General features: G+C 49.6%; 10 protein-coding genes. 5 read left to right on the plus strand and 5 right to left on the minus strand.

All coding sequences use genetic code 11. The annotated features are described in order from the left end of the window. Positions 1-1,035 precede the first annotated feature (1,035 nt). Positions 1,036-1,293, plus strand: a complete 258-nt coding sequence (locus tag WKT13_RS00465; protein ID WP_340322405.1) for a hypothetical protein — start codon at positions 1,036-1,038, stop codon at positions 1,291-1,293. A 110-nt stretch (positions 1,294-1,403) separates the two neighbouring features. On the opposite strand, the gene secDF is transcribed toward WKT13_RS00465, so the two are convergent. From secDF to WKT13_RS00480, 3 genes are all read right to left on the minus strand, one after another. After that, complete coding sequence (gene secDF, locus WKT13_RS00470) at positions 1,404-4,391, minus strand: protein translocase subunit SecDF (protein WP_298620265.1); 2,988 nt, start codon at positions 4,389-4,391, stop codon at positions 1,404-1,406. Positions 4,392-4,511: 120 nt separating this feature from the next. Continuing rightward, complete coding sequence (locus WKT13_RS00475; protein ID WP_340322753.1) at positions 4,512-5,603, minus strand: endonuclease/exonuclease/phosphatase family protein; 1,092 nt, start codon at positions 5,601-5,603, stop codon at positions 4,512-4,514. A gap of 13 nt (positions 5,604-5,616) precedes the next feature. Beyond that, positions 5,617-6,549 (minus strand): rhomboid family intramembrane serine protease, encoded by a 933-nt coding sequence (locus WKT13_RS00480; protein WP_298620262.1) that lies wholly within the window; start codon positions 6,547-6,549, stop codon positions 5,617-5,619. Between the two features lie 215 nt (positions 6,550-6,764). On the opposite strand from WKT13_RS00480, the gene WKT13_RS00485 reads away from it, so the two are divergent. After that, on the plus strand, positions 6,765-7,037 hold the full coding sequence (locus WKT13_RS00485) for an HU family DNA-binding protein (RefSeq protein WP_298620260.1): 273 nt from the start codon (positions 6,765-6,767) through the stop codon (positions 7,035-7,037). A gap of 955 nt (positions 7,038-7,992) precedes the next feature. Here WKT13_RS00485 and WKT13_RS00490 read toward each other — a convergent pair. Both WKT13_RS00490 and WKT13_RS00495 read right to left on the minus strand, forming a co-directional pair. Beyond that, positions 7,993-9,402 carry a C1 family peptidase gene (locus WKT13_RS00490; RefSeq protein WP_298620258.1) on the minus strand — a complete coding sequence of 470 codons (1,410 nt, stop codon included), beginning with the start codon at positions 9,400-9,402 and terminating at the stop codon, positions 7,993-7,995. Between the two features lie 141 nt (positions 9,403-9,543). Next, the gene (locus WKT13_RS00495) at positions 9,544-12,696 is read right to left on the minus strand and encodes a C10 family peptidase (RefSeq protein WP_340322406.1); all 3,153 of its coding nucleotides are present in this window, start codon (positions 12,694-12,696) and stop codon (positions 9,544-9,546) included. A gap of 847 nt (positions 12,697-13,543) precedes the next feature. Between WKT13_RS00495 and dxs the strand changes: the two genes are divergently transcribed. Genes dxs through WKT13_RS00510 form a run of 3 tightly spaced genes read left to right on the plus strand, consistent with a single transcriptional unit; the run spans position 13,544 to position 18,274 of the window. Beyond that, complete coding sequence (gene dxs, locus WKT13_RS00500; RefSeq protein WP_340322407.1) at positions 13,544-15,475, plus strand: 1-deoxy-D-xylulose-5-phosphate synthase; 1,932 nt, start codon at positions 13,544-13,546, stop codon at positions 15,473-15,475. Position 15,476: 1 nt separating this feature from the next. Continuing rightward, positions 15,477-16,820 (plus strand): Trk system potassium transporter TrkA, encoded by a 1,344-nt coding sequence (gene trkA, locus WKT13_RS00505; protein ID WP_298620250.1) that lies wholly within the window; start codon positions 15,477-15,479, stop codon positions 16,818-16,820. Next, positions 16,817-18,274, plus strand: coding sequence for a TrkH family potassium uptake protein (locus WKT13_RS00510; protein WP_298620249.1), 1,458 nt, complete (start codon positions 16,817-16,819; stop codon positions 18,272-18,274). The genes trkA and WKT13_RS00510 overlap by 4 nt, the downstream gene beginning before the upstream one ends. The last annotated feature ends 73 nt before the right edge of the window (positions 18,275-18,347 follow it).

Below are 18,347 nucleotides of genomic sequence, written 5' to 3' on the forward strand. Positions count from 1 at the left end.
TATATCTGAACAGACATGATACAGGGAAAGCTGAAAATAAACAGGGATTGCTTTTTACGGAAAACCACAGCGTCAATGCCGAACCGATATCATTGCCTGCCGATGAGAAGGAACAATATGGGCAACTTTCAATTTACAACCGGTTTTTGATTTTTCGCCCCGAGTTTCCGATTCTACCCCGAAAAATAAGCGAGTTTTTTCGTGTTGGCTCCACGTCGGACGCAAATTCGCGAGTCATGAGAGGCTTACGCAAGTTATTGAGCGCTAAAGACTTACATTTAAAGACCATTCTTTCGTCCTGCGATAAGCACCGTTTCATGGTCCGTTTAAGCCCATATCAGGGGCTGAAACGCTTGATATCATGCCATGATACGGGCTTAAACGGACCGTAATATGGGCATTATCGGAACACGAGGCGGATTGTTCCGCACTATCAGACAGGGTATATGGAAATGTGGAAAACACTGAAAGAACCTTTATTGTATAGGTTTTAACATTTCTTCACACCTCTTTTCCGAATTTATTTTGTCAAAAAAAAGTCAAGAAAAACCGTAAGTCTGTCCTCTGAGTTTTCACTAAGGATGCTTATATCGGAGGTAGGGAAATACCCGAAAAGGATGTAAAAGCCACTGAACGGATGGTTTATCTGCTGTGGTAATTTGAATTTATTACTACAACATAGAAACGCTCTTATCACGCAATAGAAGCACTGATTCTGAAGAATAAAAACGCTGTTACTGAAGGGATAAGTGCCATGTCATTATCTGCACCACCCCACTTAATCCGGAAGTTTCGCGCCATTATACGACGCTTCACATATAAAACCAAGTCCGACCGGGTTTTCATTGCCTCCACATCCCGGATACCTGCCGTATCCTTATTCCGACTAAGACGGATCGGAAACACACGTACGTCAGACAGCGGCCCCCTACTTCGTCACCTCAAAGTGCCTTTCTGATACTGCGGATCCTTCTTTTATCCGTCAAAACAAAACATTCTTCACGCCACACCTTATTATATATATAACGCCTGAAGATGATTTACTCTATATCGGAACATACGTGGACGGCAGGCACTTCATGGTTCAACATCCGTCAGAACAGCCGTTCCGGCGCGATAAAGGCCACGATACGAGCCATCCGGCACAACCGTCCGTCAGCGCATGGTCATTGGCGTGGAGGCGCTATAAACGGCAAAGAAACATCGGACAGAATGTCAGCGAACAACGCAAAGGACGCCATCCATAAGAAAAAAAGCATCGTCTGGCGGTATGAGACACAGCTCTGTACGTAAAAACATATCGTCGCAGGCACAAGCGTCATGGCTCTGCGGGCATGAAAAAAGGTCGCATCCCAGAAACGGGATACGACCTTTTGATATGAAATTATGAAAAAATCGTCTTATCAAGCATTTGCTGCTGCTTCCTCATTACGGATCTTACGACCGAGTGTGAGGTAAGCGATAGGAGCTGCAATGAATATTGAAGACAGCGTACCGAATACAACACCGAGGATCATTGCGAACGAGAAGCTGCGGATGCTCTCACCTCCGAAGAAGAAGATACACAGCAACACGATGAGTGTTGAGAACGAGGTGTTGATTGTACGTGCGAGTGTCTCGTTCAGAGAATCGTTGAACAGTGTCTGCAGATCGCGCTTCTTGTAGAGTGTGAGGTTCTCACGGATTCGGTCGAACACAACCACCTTATCGTTGATTGAGTAACCGATAACGGTAAGAATAGCTCCGATGAACGTCTGGTCAATCTCGAGTGAGAACGGAACAATACCCCAAAGGAGTGAATAGAAACCTATTACAATCAATGCATCCAGTGCAAGAGCAACAGTTGAACCTACAGAGAAGGCAACGTTGTGGAAGCGGATAAGAATGTAAAGGAATATCGCAACAAGAGCGAACAGCACACTGATGATAGCACCGTTGGTGATGTCCTTGGCAACAGCCGGTCCCACCTTGGTACTGCTTATGATAGAACCACCGGCACGAACATCCGGGTTCTTGAATACTTCAACACTCTTCTGTGTAACCATTCCGGCTTCAGAAAGACCTTTGAACAGGATATTCTCAACCTCGTTGTCAACAGAAGGATCGTTTGATTCAATCTTATAGTTTGTTGAAATACGGATTGTCTTGTGATCGGTTCCAAGTGCAAGAGAGCTTACTGTACTGTTGGGGAACAACGGACGCAAAGCTGCTGTAACCTGCTCCGGCTCAACCGCCTGCTCAAGTTTAACAACATAGTTGCGGCCACCGGTGAAGTCGATACTCTTGCTCAATCCACGCATAACGAACGAAGCGCAAATCACTACTACGAATATAGCTGCGAGAGTGAATGTCTTCTTATACATTCCCATGAAGGAAACATTGAGTCCCTGCATGAAGTTGCGCGAAATGCGTGTTGTGAAGGTCTGGTTGAGCCACTTGTCTTTCTTCATACGGTTCTCGTAAACCAGACGTGTGAGGAACACAGCTGTGAAGAATGAGCAGCAGATACCGATTATCAATGTGGTTGCGAAACCACGGATAGGACCTGTACCGAATACATAAAGGATAATACCTGTTATGATTGAAGTGAGGTTTGAGTCGAAGATGGCCGAGAAGGCGTTGCTATAACCAAGCGAGAGAGCCTTGCGGACATCCAGTCCCTTGCGGAGTTCCTCTTTTGTTCTTTCATATATAAGCACGTTGGCATCGACCGCCATACCCAACGAAAGCACAATACCGGCAATACCAGGCATGGTAAGTGCGGCTTGGAATGACGTTAGAATTCCCAGCGTGAAGAAGAAGTTAACGAACAGTGCGGCGTTGGCCATCATGCCCGGAATGAAGTCGTACATGACAACCATATAGATCATAAGGATCACAAAAGCCACAACGAATGAGATAAGTCCCTGCTGGATTGACTGAGCACCGAGTGAAGGGCCTACAACTTCTTCCTGAACGATGCGTGCAGGAGCAGGCATACGTCCTGACTTAAGAGTGTTGGCAAGGTCTTTTGTATCTTCGATTGTGAAGTTACCTGTAATAGAAGAGCTACCACCGGAGATTTCACCAAGAATACGCGGTGAAGAATAAACAGTACCGTCAAGCACAATTGCTATTGCCTTTCCGATGTTGGCTTTTGTCAGAGCAGCCCAACGACGAGCACCTTCTGAATTCATCTTCATGCTTACTTCAGGAGCACCAGTAATGTGGTTGAACTCATCTGAAGCCTCTGTGATAACATCTCCCTCAAGCGGAGCGCGTCCGTTGGTAGATGTAACCTTCATAGCATGGAGCTCATACATGTTCTTCACATTCAGAGCATCGCTTGCCTTGGCACTCCAAAGCAGTCTGCAGTCTGAAGGAAGAATCTTCTTAGCCATTGCAGAATAGATAATCTTGTTAACTTCTGCTGTATCAAGAACGTTTGCATAACCTACCAAGCTGAGTGAGCCTGCACCTGTTGTGGTGAGCATAGAAAGCAGCGGGTTGGCCTTCTTTGCCTCTGCTGATACTCTTGTAGCTGAAGTCTTGGCAGCTTCGCCAGCCTTGTTGGCAAGTTTGAACTTGCTGTTCTGTGTCTTGGCAGCAGCTTCTTTCTTGGCAGCTGTAGTATCAACTGCGGCAGTGTCAGTAGTTTCTGAGTTATTGTTAGCCAGTGTCTGGTCTATCTGAACGAGGTAAGGAATTATTTCCTCGGCATTGTATGTCTCCCAGAATTCGAGGTTGGCACTTCCCTGGAGGAGGCGGCGGATACGCTCAGGTTCGCGGATACCAGGCATTTCAACCATGATACGGCCTTCCTGTCCTTCGAGTTTCTGGATGTTGGGCTGAACAACACCGAACTTGTCTATACGTGTGCGGACAACAGTGAAAGAGTTGTCTATCGCAGCCTGTATCTCTTCACGGAGCACTTTCTCCACTTCGCTGTCAGAGCTGTTTGGCGAAACCTTGCCCTGAAGTCTCTGTGTTGCGAAGATTTCAGAGAGGTGATGGCCGGGAGCGTTTTTCTTGTATGCCTCGATAAACAGGCTCAAGAAGTCTTTCTGACTTGACTCTTCCTCTGCCTTGGCTTCGTTGATTGACTTCACGAAAGCAGCGTCGGTCTTATATTCAGCGAGCGCAGTCACTACATCCGGAACACTTACTTCGAGGATAACATTCATACCGCCCTTAAGGTCAAGGCCGAGTCCAATCTGTGTCTCAAGGCAATCCTGATAAGAATAAATTCCGAGATACTTCACAGAGTCTTTGTAGTCCTGCTGTGCAATCGGGTCTTTTATCTTTGCCATCTGGCTGTCATAATAGCTTGTGGCAACCGAGAATGACAAATAAAAGATGCTTGCAAGCGTCAACAAGACAGCTGTTACAATTACAATTCCTTTGTTTTGCATTTTGATTTATTATTATTAATTATTTTATTTTTCTATGTATAGACGTGCAAAGATAATATTTTTTTCACATTACGAAAAATTTATGCACTTAATTATGTATATTTTAAGGCATTATGAAGTTTATTTGTCCATATCGCTGCGTTTTTTCAACCAGCATATTATCGGATAGTGATCGGAGGCCTTTATCTTGCTGTCAACAACGCAACGGACGGGCTTCCAGTCGTCCGAACACATGATATTGTCAATCCGCACATAGAATCCGCTCACATGATAGGAAATTCCCGGTCCGTTACCACTTGCCACATAGCAGTCGGTAAGCTCATCGGCAATGATGCGACGGACATAGGATATGGGGCTGTCGTTGAAGTCGCCGCAGAGGATTATGCTCTTCCCCTTGTTGTCGCGGATATACTGTGCCACAGCCTCAGCCTGCGGAGCACGTACGGCAGAAGCTCGTCCGAGTTTAGAGACAAGTTTCTGCGACTCGCTTCTGGCCGAATCCTTCTCCATCTTTCCTTTCATCATCAACTTGAAACTGCTCTTCTCATCAGCGGAAAGACCGATCGACTCAAAATGGTTTGCGATGAAAATTACGGTGTCGCCACGCACGTCCAGAATGAACGCGGCTGAATGATTGTTTTTTGATTCGTAGTTTATGCGTTTCTTCCCTACTATCGGGAATTTGCTGAAAAGGGTTATTTCATCCGAACTTCCAGAGGGTTTCACCGTGTCATTATAGGCATACTGCGTGGCCATCATCCGGTTTATACGGTCACGTTTGTCTTTCATTGTGCCGCTCTCCTGCAGACACACGATGTCAGCATTCTGCTCAAGAATGTAATCAACAATCCCGCACGGCTGGCTGACATCGGTCCAGTCCTTGAAGGTCCACACATTGTAGGACATCACCTTGATTGTCCCTTCAGGAAGGGATTCGCTGATATTCAGCGGCGAGTACACCCGCACAGGAGCATAACACACGATGAATCCGACGAAGGGAATTATCACCCGTTTTATGCTGAATATAATCCAGAAAGCCGTGAAAGCAAGGTTGATGCAAAGGAAAAGCGGGAACGTCAGCCCGACAGTGGCCATCATAGGATGGTCCACCGGGTTGAAAATGTCGCTGTGGCCGACAAAAAACATCACAAGAATGGTTGCGATGTTTGCGCCGGCAATAATCTGCAGCGTTAATTTCCCAAGACATTTCATCACAGGACTGTCTCTATTTTCTGTTGCTGCTGTCGAAGAGTTTCTGCTTTTCCTCCTTGGTCAGACTGTCATATCCGTTGCGCCGTATCTTGTCGAGAATACGGTCGATCTCCTCCTGCTCTGCTTTCTTGCGTGCATTGTAATCCCAATCGGCGTTGGAATTAACCGACGAACGTCCTGCATCGTTTCTGTAACCAGTCGAACGGTTGGCCCTGCGTCGCTCCCATGAAGCGCGCATGTTGTCGAAAAACTGCATTCCGCTGTCCATTCCGTAGCCTGAGCCGGGATGGCGGCGCCAATAACGTATCATCATATAGCCGAAGGCCATACCTCCGAGATGGGCCAGATGGGCCACACCATCGCCCGGAGTGCCCAGAGCCTGCGCCACTTCGACGGCCGCATATATCAGTACGAACCACTTGGCCTTTATCGGGAAGGGAATCGGGAAGATGAAAATGCGCTGGTCGGGGAATATCATTCCGAACGCGAGCAGTATGCCATATATGGCACCCGACGCTCCCACGGTTGTCCACAGGTTCAGTTCGGCAGCATTGTATTCAGCAACCTGCAGAAGGTCGAATATTCCTACGCCCGGTATCTGCGAACTTGCTATTATATGGAACTGCACAAACTGCGCCAGCTCCTGGAACAGTCCGGCACCCACACCACAGGCTATGTAATAAAAAAGAAATTTCTTCGGTCCCCAGACATTCTCAACCACGCATCCGAACATCCACAAAGCGAACATATTGAGAAACAGATGCATGAATCCCGCATGCAGGAACATGTAGGTGAACAGCTGGTAAAAATGGAAGTCCGGAGCAAGAAAGAAGTGCAGTCCGAACATATCATTCAAGTCAATGCCACGCCCGAACACCATCGTTGCAAGATACGCAATGACATTGATGATCAGGAGGTTCTTGGTGACCTTTGGAATATTGAACATACGATATATCTGTTATTAAAAAAACATGAGGGCAAAATTACGAAAAAATATCTGTTATGCTGAATAAAAAACTGTAGGAAACGCCTTTTTTTCGAAAATTTATTCACTTTTTTCTGTTTTTTGTTTGATTTCTAAAACTATTAATTTATATTTGTTCCCGATAAGGATAGCAACAAATAAAATACAACATATTTAATCATTTAAAATTCATAATTATGAACAAGACAGAATTGATAGAGAAAATAGCAAACGGCGCAAATCTGAGCAAAGCTGACGCTAAGAAGGCTCTTGATGCTACCGTAGAGGCAATCAAGGCTGCGCTTATCGAAGGCGACAAGGTACAGCTCATCGGCTTTGGAACATTCAGCGTAAACGAGCGCCCGGCACGTGAAGGCATCAACCCTGCTACAAAAGAGAAGATAACAATCGCAGCTAAGAAGGTTGCTAAGTTCAAGGCAGGTGCTGAGCTGGCTGATGCTATCAAATAAGACAATACAGACTATCAGTTAAAAATAAGACAAAGGGGTGTGAACTAATGTTCATGCCCCTTTTGCTTTTCTGACGTATGGTGTGACGGGAAGCACCGTTTCCGGTTCAACGTAAATTCCGTGGTGACCGGTTACAGTCACGAAAAACCACATAATGACAAGAAACATCCCGACAACAAAGAGTGGTATGAACCGCTACAGCCATTTCCTCACAAGACGATAAGTCCGCATCGCCACAACCGACAAACCGCCGGCTCAAGACACACGCACGCTTACCATGTTCTTCCACCCGCTTCGTATCAGTGTTTTTCAGAGAAAACTCAGGCGACGTAATTACAGATTTTCTTGACTTTTTTTTGACAAAATAAATTCGCAAAAGAGATGTAAAGAAATGTTAATTACACTACTCAGAAGGCCCTTTCCGGCCGTATGGCCTTGCCATACTCCCTGTAGCGTAATGCCGGATTATCCGTCCTGTATTCTGATTATGCCTGTTTCGGGGTCTGATTCAGCCCGTATCATGGTGTGATATTGCGCATTTGAGGCCCTGAAACGGGCCATATCACATGCCAAAACAGTGCATATTGCATGACGGAAAATTCGTCTTTACATTTAAGCCGTTGATGTTCAGCAGATTACACGATGCTCTTATTTTTCGCGAATTTGCGTCCGAAGGAAAGTCCGCGCGCAAATTCTCGCTTATTTTTTGGGGTAGAACTGAAAACTCGGGCGGAAAAACCGCGTGATACTGAAAATCTGAAAGTGCCCCATATTGTCTTCCTCCGGCAGAAAATTTCAATATCAATCCGGGATTGAAACCACAGTTTTTTATTCCGTCCAATCCCATGAGAATTTCCACCCGCTCCCGTTCCGTCGCAACGAAGACAACAACAAAGCGGCCGGAATGTGCGTTACATTCCGGCCGCTTCTGTTTTTATGTCGTGTCACTACGCCATCAGTCGTCTGTGCCGAAGAGCGGATCTTCCGGCATTACCATCACCGGCTTCTGCTCATACTGCTTCAGAGTCTCGGCCGGAACGTACTTCTTGTCTACAACAAGACGGAACATGTACTCGCGGAACCATCTGTCCGACATTATCAGACAGCCTGCCTGACCGTATGAAGCACCCCAGCTGTTCTCCACCTTCCACTTCTTGGCCTTGCCGTTCTCGTCGAGATCTACGGCTGTGAGAGTCATGGCGTGTGTCGAACCGCTGTCGAATGTCGAGATGCGCTCTGCCTTGTCCATACCGAAAGTTGTGCCGAGCAGCGAGCCGTAGTCGTAGTTCTCGGTGTCGAGATAGCCACGCTTGCGGTCGAGCTGTTTGCCCACGTCGTAAGAGCTGTACATCTTGCGGCCGTCCTTTATCGAGGCTATGGCCAGACGCTCAATGTCGTCCATCGGCAGATTGAGATACTTCCAGTTCTGTCCGTCGTAGGTGTGGCGGTCGTACTCCACCTCATAAGTCTTGTAATACTCGCGGCGCGGATCGTTCATCACCATGATGAAAGTGCCGCTCACCGGTCCGCCCACTGTTGCCTCATAGAACTCCTTCGGAGTGTACTTGCGCGGCTGGCCCACAGGTTTGCCGTCCTTTGTCTTGAAAGCATAAGTGAACTCCTTCACCGGTTCGCCCAGAGTGAGGCACAGCATGTTGTATATCGTCGAGAGCATTTCGGTCTTGCGTGCCTTCAGAGCGGCCGCCTTCTTGCCGTCAGCCGCCATTTTGCGAAGCTCGAGTCCGAACTCACGCAGCTTTGACGACACGAGCGACGACATCTTGCTTGTGTTTTCTGCCGAGAAAGTTTCGGGCTGTACCTCCGCAGGCACGAGTCCGTACTTGTCTGCAAGGTCGCTGACACCGCAGAAAGTACCGCCGTCGTTGAGCGGATTCTTGAAGAAAAATCTCACTCTCTCCGAGTCTATCGGCTCATCGGCATGATCGATCACTCCCTGAAGCATGAGGTTGGCCTTCTCCAGCTGGTCATAGAAGAACAGATAATTGTGCGAGAACTCCACAGCCAGCGAGTCTGCATGCTGTTTTGCGAAGTTGGCTCTCAGCACGTTGAATCCCGAGAACATCCAGCAACGGCCGGAGCTCTGCTGGTCGTGAATGCTCTGTTTGGGTGTCTCGTTACTGAAATACGTGTCTATCGCACCCTGGTTGGCAAAGTTCACGGCAATGTCGTCAATCTTGTTGGAAGCCATTGCATTGAATATGGCCTTTGCCGACGGTACTGCAGCATGAGCCTGCTGCATGCTGCGCAACATGTCGGGCGAGATGCCTCCGTCGCGCTGCTGTGCTCCTGCCACACCTGCCATCGACAGGCACAGACACAGAGCCAGATAAGTTTTCTTGTTCATTTTCTGTTTTATTTTGTATTTGTTCATTATATCCCGGCTGTTATCACACCCTCATGCCATGCGCAAGTCATAGCGGAATGTGGCGGTGTGCACGCTGTCGGAAAATCCCGTGCGCCATGCCGCCACCATCCTTTTGCTGTGTTATTTCACCACAACCTTGCGGCCGCCGACTACGTATATGCCCTTCGGCAGTGACGGCATGACGATGCGTCCGCCCTCTATCACAGCCGTACCGGCCTTCACGCCGTCAAGACTGTAAACGTCTGCCTGGCCGTTCTCGGTGCTGTTGTCTGTCACACCGTCGATGCCTGTGCTGACAACTCTTACAGGAATCTCCTCCACCATCAGCTCTTCAGGCAGCTTCGATACGAAGTAAGAACGGTAAGGATCGACGATTGTGGCGTTTCTCATACGTGTGAACGCAGTTCCTGCAGCATTGAGCACGTAGAGATTGCTTCCCGTGAACGATACTGTTGTGCCACGGTGAGAGTAGCTGTCGGTGCCTGCCACGATGTCGGCCGAACCTGTTGCCGGCACGAGTGCATCCTCAGATTCGAACACGATGGTCTTGCCCACGAGGCTTTCGTCAGTCACCGAGTAGAGATAAGGCACGCTTGTCTGCATGTCGGCAGCGTTTGCGAAGTACACATTGTTGTCATCGCCTGTCATGTTGAACTCCATAACGCTGAGTCCATCCGAACCGTCGTAAGCCAGCTTACGTCCGTCCACCTTAGCACTCTGCGGGCAGAACGGCAGAGAGAGAGTCTCCCATGAGTTGCCCTTTCCGGCTTTTCTTATGGCGCGGCTGTAGCTTATTCTGCCGGCAGTAAAGTCGATGGGCGAATAGAATGGTGTGTTGTCCGTGAGGCTTATCTCGTCGATGTGTCCTCCAACAACAACCTTGCTCATGTCGAGTCCTTCGGGCAGCGTAGTGCCTTCGTCGAAGAAGAAGAGCGCATCGGGAGCCTTTGATGTGTAAACCGTTGTGATACCTGTTATGCCGCGTGCATCCACAGCCACAATCTTAGGCGTCAGCGTCAGTACTGATCTGGGCGACATGGCCTTGCGTGCGCCTTCGCTGTCGTATGTCACGATACCGCGCGCCAGCTTGTTGACGTATCCCAGTCCGCCGCCAGACAGTTCGCCGCCTGTAGAATAGGCGAAGTTGAAACCATACTGCTTGTCGTACTCCAGATTTTCAAATGTGAACGTCACCACAGCCTTGCCTCCAGCCTCAACATAAACAGGCACAATGTTGTTGCCGGAACTCCAGAATGTGCCCTGACCTATCTCGCCTTTCCATATTCCGACATTTATCGCGCCGTCGAAATCGTTATCCGAATTGTTGGTCAGTCTCACCTTACCGGTGATGAAGTTGCCGTAAATTGTTCCTGAGGAGATGTTGTCGAATGTCACCGAGTTCACCTGCAGATCGCGTTCTCCCGGCACCGCAGCTTCTGTTATCTCTACAGTTGTCTGTCCGCCCGGCACCACGTTGTTACCATTGGAATCGTATGTGAGCCAGATGTTGTATGTGCCCGCCTCTGTTGGTTTGAAGAAGAATGTGGTCGTAGTGGTGTATCCTTTCTTGAGCGAGAGAGCCGAACGGCTTGCCTGTCCGCCCTTATTGCTTGTCTTGCTTGCGAAGAGATATATCTCACCATAGAACTCATCGGTGTTGTTCTTGAACACCACGTCGAGCTTCTGCTCGTTGTTCATAACCTTGTTGCCTGTGAATGTGATGGACTCTATCTGCAGATCCACCGGACGGTTGTACATCTCAAGTGTGTAGGAACCGTCAGCCTTCACATTGGCTATGATGTAGCGCTCCTTTATGTTGAAGCTTGTCTTCCATACGTCCGACTTTGTTGTCTTGCTGATCGGCACCACCTTGTATGTTCCTTCCTCAAGACCGCTAATGGTGAAGCTGGCACCATGGAAATAGTTGGCGCCCAGATTCTCGGCAAGTTTGGTCTCGCCGATGCTCACAAGCGAACCGTCCTCAGCCACATAACCGATACCGTAGTCGAAGCTGTTGGTCGATCCGGTCCAGTTGATGTAGTTGCTGAATATCTCGTTTCCTCTTATCTCAGTGTCGTTGATGGTCATCATCGATACGTCGTCAGCCTCAACATCGTCCGGCAGACGCAGGATGAGAGCTTCCTGTCCCATCGAGTAACCGTCGCTGCTCGAGCTTGCTCCTATGCCGCTGTTGTCGCCGGGATTGAGTATTTCGAGGCGGAAATAACCGTCGCTGCCGCCGCCCCATCCCCAGTTGAGGTGGAAAAGGCCGTCGCCGTCATATCCGTCTACCACGAAGGCATGGGCACCTCCTGAGGACGTACCGGCAAAAGCAACCGGATGTCCGCTGGCAATCTCGCTGTATATAAGGTCGGTCCATTCGCCAAGAGTATAGTTGTGGCGGAACTCCGAGTGCGTGCCGTCGTCATATCCGAAATAGAGTGCGAGTGGCTTTCCTCCGTTGAAACCGGCGCCTGACGACGGACCGTAACCCATCTTCACGCTCTGACCTACATAAAGCATCAGCTCTGCCACGGCAATCTCCTGCTCGTCAGTGCTCTGTGCGTCGTATATGTCGGTCATGTTGGCCCAGTCTATTTTTGTACCCTTCGGTATGCCGGGCAGACTTATCTGATGTCCGTTGCTTTCGAACGAATGACGCGGAATGCTGACCACGACAGACTCCGGCCACTTGTAGTAGTACATCACCTGTGCGAGAGCCGTAGCCACACATCCCGTTGCGCTGCGGTCGCCCTTCGTGCCGTCCTCGTTGTAATATTCAGGACAGAGCAGATTGTACGGATCGCCCTGGTTCCACTTACATGTTACGAGTGGTTTTATGGCATGCTTGGCCGGCTGCGCCTTCAGCGGAGCGTTCGCCATGTCGGACACTTTGGCTGTGACGTTCTCGCGGTCAAGACGGTCAAGGAATTCCACATAGCCTTTCAGCCATGCCATCATGCCCTCAGGCGCAGTGGCAGGATCGAACGAGCCGCTGTCCGTATAGCCAAGAATCTGTTCGGTGCGGTCGTCACCAGACACAATGATGTATCCGCGGTTGCCGCCCGTATTGAATATATAATAACCTGCATCGTCTGCCGCGGCGGCCTTTTTCCTAGCCTTGTATGCCGGCGTGGCATCGGATGTCATCACAATTCCCCGTTTGGCCAGAAACGCCTTTGCCGCTTCGTGGGCCTGCTCCTTGCTTATCTGACCTGCGTACAGACATACGGTCAGGAAGAAGCAAAACATCGTTAGTAAACCTTTTTTCATAGACATAGTTTTTATTATCAGTTTTTCAGTAATGTCAGAATAGTACGGTATAGATATTATTTTCCGTCGGTTGCATGTCTCACGACGCGGGCCTGACGGTCTCTGACACCCGCGCTCCGGCGCTGTCGGCATCTATCGGCAAAGATAGCAATTTTGTTCTGATTTACGCAATCTTATCATCAAAAAGAAAACGTGCGGCATATTTTTACCGCACAACTGCACGCACATTGTGTCATTACGGCGCACGGAGAAGTCCGGAAATGAATAAATATACTTAGAAAATTCTGATAAAAGAATTCAGCTAAATAGAAACACAGACGGTCTTCAAAGGGTATAAAAAACGCATAACGATACTGTCACACCGTTGTAATGACTCATCCGCCGCGTAGGAAAGGCTTTTTGACACACCCGAATGCACTCCATCGGCATGCAATAAAAGCCATACTGCAATGCAATACGGCCCATTCCGCCATGCGAAATAGGCTTTATGACAAGTCTGTCGACAGCACAGTATCCACAGAAATATCGTAAATCATTGATTAACAACAACATAAGACAGACACAAGAATAAGCGGATATTTGCGACGAGAGCTACCGTCGACCGCATGGAAACAATTCTCACGAAGTTGATCAAGGGCGTAACGCATAAATATGCAACAGCATATGAAAAAATATACATAAACACACATACGCCCGCCATGCACCACTGTCCGACTCGCAGAACCGCGTACAGCACACTGAGGGAATAATCCGAAAAACATGAAATTATAATGCTGATATATTCGGAATAAGAAATTTTTTATGTAAGTTTGCATATCTGTTTACATGATACATTATTAATATATAGATGGACAAGAACAAACTGCGGCTGCTCAGCCGCATAAAATACCCTGAAGACCTGCGCCGCCTCAGCGTGGAAGAGCTGCCCGAACTGTGCAGTGAACTGCGCGAGGACATCGTGGACGAACTGTCTGTCAATCCGGGACACCTGGCATCGTCACTCGGTGTGGTGGAACTGACCGTGGCGCTGCACTATGTGTTCGACACGCCATACGACCGTATCGTGTGGGATGTGGGCCATCAGGCATACGGACACAAGATTCTCACCGGACGTCGCGACAGCTTCTGCACCAACCGCAAGCTGAAAGGCATACGTCCGTTCCCATCGCCCATGGAAAGCGAATACGACACATTCACCTGTGGTCATGCCTCAAACTCCATCTCAGCCGCACTCGGAATGGCTGTTGCGGCTAAGAAGACGGGCAATGACAACCGTCACGTAGTAGCCGTGATAGGCGATGGTGCCATGAGCGGAGGACTGGCCTTTGAGGGCATCAACAACGTGTCGTCATCTCCCAACGACCTGCTCATCATACTCAACGACAACGACATGTCGATAGACCGTGCCGTGGGCGGCATGGAGCAGTATCTGCTCAACCTCGACACCAACGCCACATACAACCGTCTGAGATTCAGACTGTCGCAGTGGCTTCACTCCAAAGGATATCTGAACGATAACCGCCGGAAAGGCATCATAAGGCTCAACAATGCGCTGAAATCGGCGTTGAGCCACCAGCAGAACATTTTTGAAGGCATGAACATACGCTACTTCGGACCGTTCGACGGACACAACGTGGCCGAAGTGGTGCGTCTGCTGAGACAGCTCAAGGACATGAAGGGTCCGAAATTGCTCCATCTTCACACAACAAAGGGCAAGGGCTATGAGCCTGCCGAGAAGGAGGCCACCATCTGGCACGCACCAGGCAAGTTCGACCCGGAGACAGGCGAGCGCCTCGACACAGTGCCCGAAGGCTGCCCGCCGCGCTATCAGGACGTGTTCGGAAAGACTCTTCTGCGCCTTGCAAAGGACAATCCGCGCATAGTGGGAGTGACGCCCGCAATGCCTACAGGATGCTCCATGAACATCATGATGAAGGAGATGCCCGACCGCGTATTCGATGTAGGCATAGCCGAAGGCCACGCCGTGACATTCTCGTGCGGCATGGCTAAAGACGGACTGATGCCGTTCTGCAACATATACAGTTCGTTTGCTCAGCGTGCCTACGACAACATCATACACGATGCAGCCATTCTCAACCTGCCCGTAGCCATATGCCTCGACCGCGCAGGACTCGTTGGTGAGGACGGACCGACACACCACGGAGCATTCGACATAGCCGCACTGAGGCCCATACCAAACCTGACCATAGCTTCGCCGATGGACGAACGCGAGCTGCAACGCCTCATGTACACCGCACAACTGCCCGGTAAGGGAACGTTCGTCATACGATATCCGCGCGGCAGAGGTCTGCTGTCCGACTGGGAATGTCCCTTCGAGGAGATCGAGGTGGGTACGGGACGGCAACTGCGCGACGGTTCCGACTTGGCCGTACTGACGTTCGGCCCCATAGGAAACAGCGCTGCACAGGCCATCGATAGTCTGAAGGAAGAGGGCTGCACAGCCTCCATAGCTCATTATGATATGCGTTTCGCCAAACCGCTTGACACACGTCTTCTCGAAGACATAGCCCACCGCTTCAAGCGCATCATAACAGTGGAGGACGGCGTACGCACCGGAGGATTCGGCTCGGCCGTGCTCGAGTGGATGAGCGACAACGGCTATCATCCCGCCATAACACGCATAGGACTGCCCGATGAGTTCGTGGAACACGGCAAGGTAGCCGAACTGCAGAAGATAACGGGAACAGATACTGAATCGATAAAGAACGAAATAAAGAAGGCACTCGCTCACAGTGCCGACAACACAAACACACACTGACATGAAGATCATCATCGCCGGCGCATATGCCATAGGCACTCATCTGGCGCGGCTGTTCGCGCGAGAGCATGAGAACATAATACTCATGGACGAAGACGAGGAAAGACTCGAACGCAGCGAAACCGACCTCGACCTCCTCACCATAAACTCATCACCCACAAGCGTGAAGGCGCTGAAGGAGGCAGGAGCTGAGGATACCGACCTGTTCATAGCCGTAACACCCGACGAGAACACCAACATAACGGCCTGCATTCTGGCAAAGGCAATGGGTGCAAAGAAGACTGTGGCCAAGATAGACAATGCCGAATACATGGAACACGACACACAGGAGCTTTTCAAACAACTCGGCATCAGCTCGCTAATCTATCCTGAAATGCTCGCGGCTACCGACATAATCAACGGCTTGAAGATGTCGTGGGTGAGACAGCGTTGGGAGGTGCACGACGGCGCTCTCGTGATGATGGGAATCAAACTCAGAGAGAGCTGCGAAATACTGAACCAACCTCTGCGCACGCTCTGCGGACCGGACGACCCTTACCATGTGGTGGCCATAAAACGAATGAACGAGACCATCATCCCCGGAGGTAACGACTCGCTGCAGCTTTACGACATGGCATACTTCATGACCACACGCCAGTACATACCCTATATACGCCAGATTGTAGGCAAAGAGCATTATGCCGACGTGAAGAACGTGATGATAATGGGCGGAGGAGCGACTGCCGTTAGAGCCGTCAAAAACATGCCTTACTACATGGATGCCAAAATAATTGAGGCCGACGAGGCGCGCTGTGAGCAGCTGAACAACATATTCGACAACGACAAAACGCTCATCATAAACGGCGACGGACGCGACATAACGCTGCTTACGGAAGAAGGCGTCAGAAACACACAGGCCTTCGTGGCGCTGACAGGCAACGCCGAGACCAACATTCTGGCGTGTCTCACAGCCAAAAGACTCGGTGTCCGCAAGACAGTGGCCATGGTGGAGAACATCGATTATATAAGTATGGCCGAAAGCCTTGACATCGGAACAATAATCAACAAGAAGGCAATAGCCGCAAGCCACATATATCAGATGATGCTCGATGCCAACGTCAGCAACGTAAGATTCCTCATGGCAGCCAACGCCGACGTGGCAGAGTTCATTCCGAAAGAGGGCTCCAAGATAACCAAAAAGGAAGTGAAGGACCTCGGACTGCCCAAAGGCATGACCATAGGCGGCCTGGTGAGAGACGGCAAAGGTATGCTCGTTTCGGGTAACACACGCATCAATGCGGGCGACTCGGTAGTGGTGTTCTGCCACGATATGAACATGAAGAAAATAGAAAAGCTGTTCATATGATAAACCTTAAAATCATATACAAGATCATAGGATCGCTGCTTTTCATCGAGGCTGCGCTGATGACGATGTGTCTTATCATGGCACTGAGCTACGGCGAGGACGACACCAACGCATTTCTCAGCGCCGTAGCCATAACCACGGCGTGCGGTGCGGTGCTGCGATACATGGGACGCAACTGCGACAACATGCTCTCGCGCCGTGACGCCTATCTGGTGGTGACACTGGCGTGGGTACTCTTCAGCCTGTTCGGCACACTGCCTTTTATCACCGGAGGATACATAAAGAGTTTCACCGACGCATACTTCGAAACAATGTCAGGATTCACCACGACAGGCGCAACCATAATAGACGACGTGGAGTGTCTTCCCCACGCCATACTGTTCTGGCGTTCGCTCACCCACTGGATAGGAGGTCTTGGTATCGTGTTCTTCACAGTAGCGCTGCTGCCTTCACTCATCGGCGGTTCTGTTAAGATATTCGCAGCCGAAGCGACAGGACCTATCAGAATGAAACTCCACCCGAAGCTTTCCACAAACTCAAAATGGATAGGAAGCGTCTATCTCATTCTGACACTGGCATGCGCCCTGAGCTACATGTTCTTCGGAATGGACTGGTTTGACGCAATCAACTATTCGATGTCGACAACAGCCACGGGAGGATTTGCCACACACAACGCCAGCATAGCCCATTTCCACAGTACAGGAATAGAATACAGCGCCATACTGTTCTGCTTTCTGGCAGGAACAAACTTCACGATGCTCTACTTCACTATAGCTAAACTCAAGTTCAGAGAGTTGTTCGGCAACTCAGAATTCAGGCTTTATTTCATCTTGGTGGCACTGTTCTCTCTCTTCATCGCGTTCGAACTGATAAGACAGAACGGCTACGGAATAGAACATGCATTGCGAAGCAGCATGTTCCAGGTCATAGCATTCATCACCACAACAGGCTTCTACAGCGACGACGCCGGCCTTTGGCCGCATGTCACGTGGGTGGTCCTGTCTGTCTGCATGTTTGTCGGAGCATGTTCGGGTTCGACAAGCGGCGGTATGAAATGTATCAGAGGCGTCATGCTGCTTAAGATTGTCAAAAGCGAGTTCCGACAGATACTGCATCCCAACGCAGTGCTTCCGCTGAAAGTAGACAAGATAAACGTGCCGAACAACAAAAGAGTAACGCTTCTGGCCTTTCTCACAGTTGATCTCATACTGTGTCTGGTGTGCTCGTTCTTCTTCATAGCACAGGGACTGGAGAGCACCAACGCAGTTACAATAACGCTCAGCAGCATCGGCAACGTGGGACCGGCTCTCGGAACCGACATCGGACCGACAATGTCATGGAGCACGCTTCCGGACAACGTGAAGTGGATATGCACAATGCTTATGCTCATAGGACGTCTCGAGATATTCTCCGTTCTTGTGATATTCACATCGGCTTTCTGGAAAGACAACTGACCGGAAGTACACAGACGCAACGACGGAAACAGCTCTGATGACACGAATCATACAGCAAGACAAGCTCTCAATT

The organism is Prevotella sp. HCN-7019, assembly GCF_037890215.1.
Lineage (GTDB): Bacteria > Bacteroidota > Bacteroidia > Bacteroidales > Bacteroidaceae > Prevotella.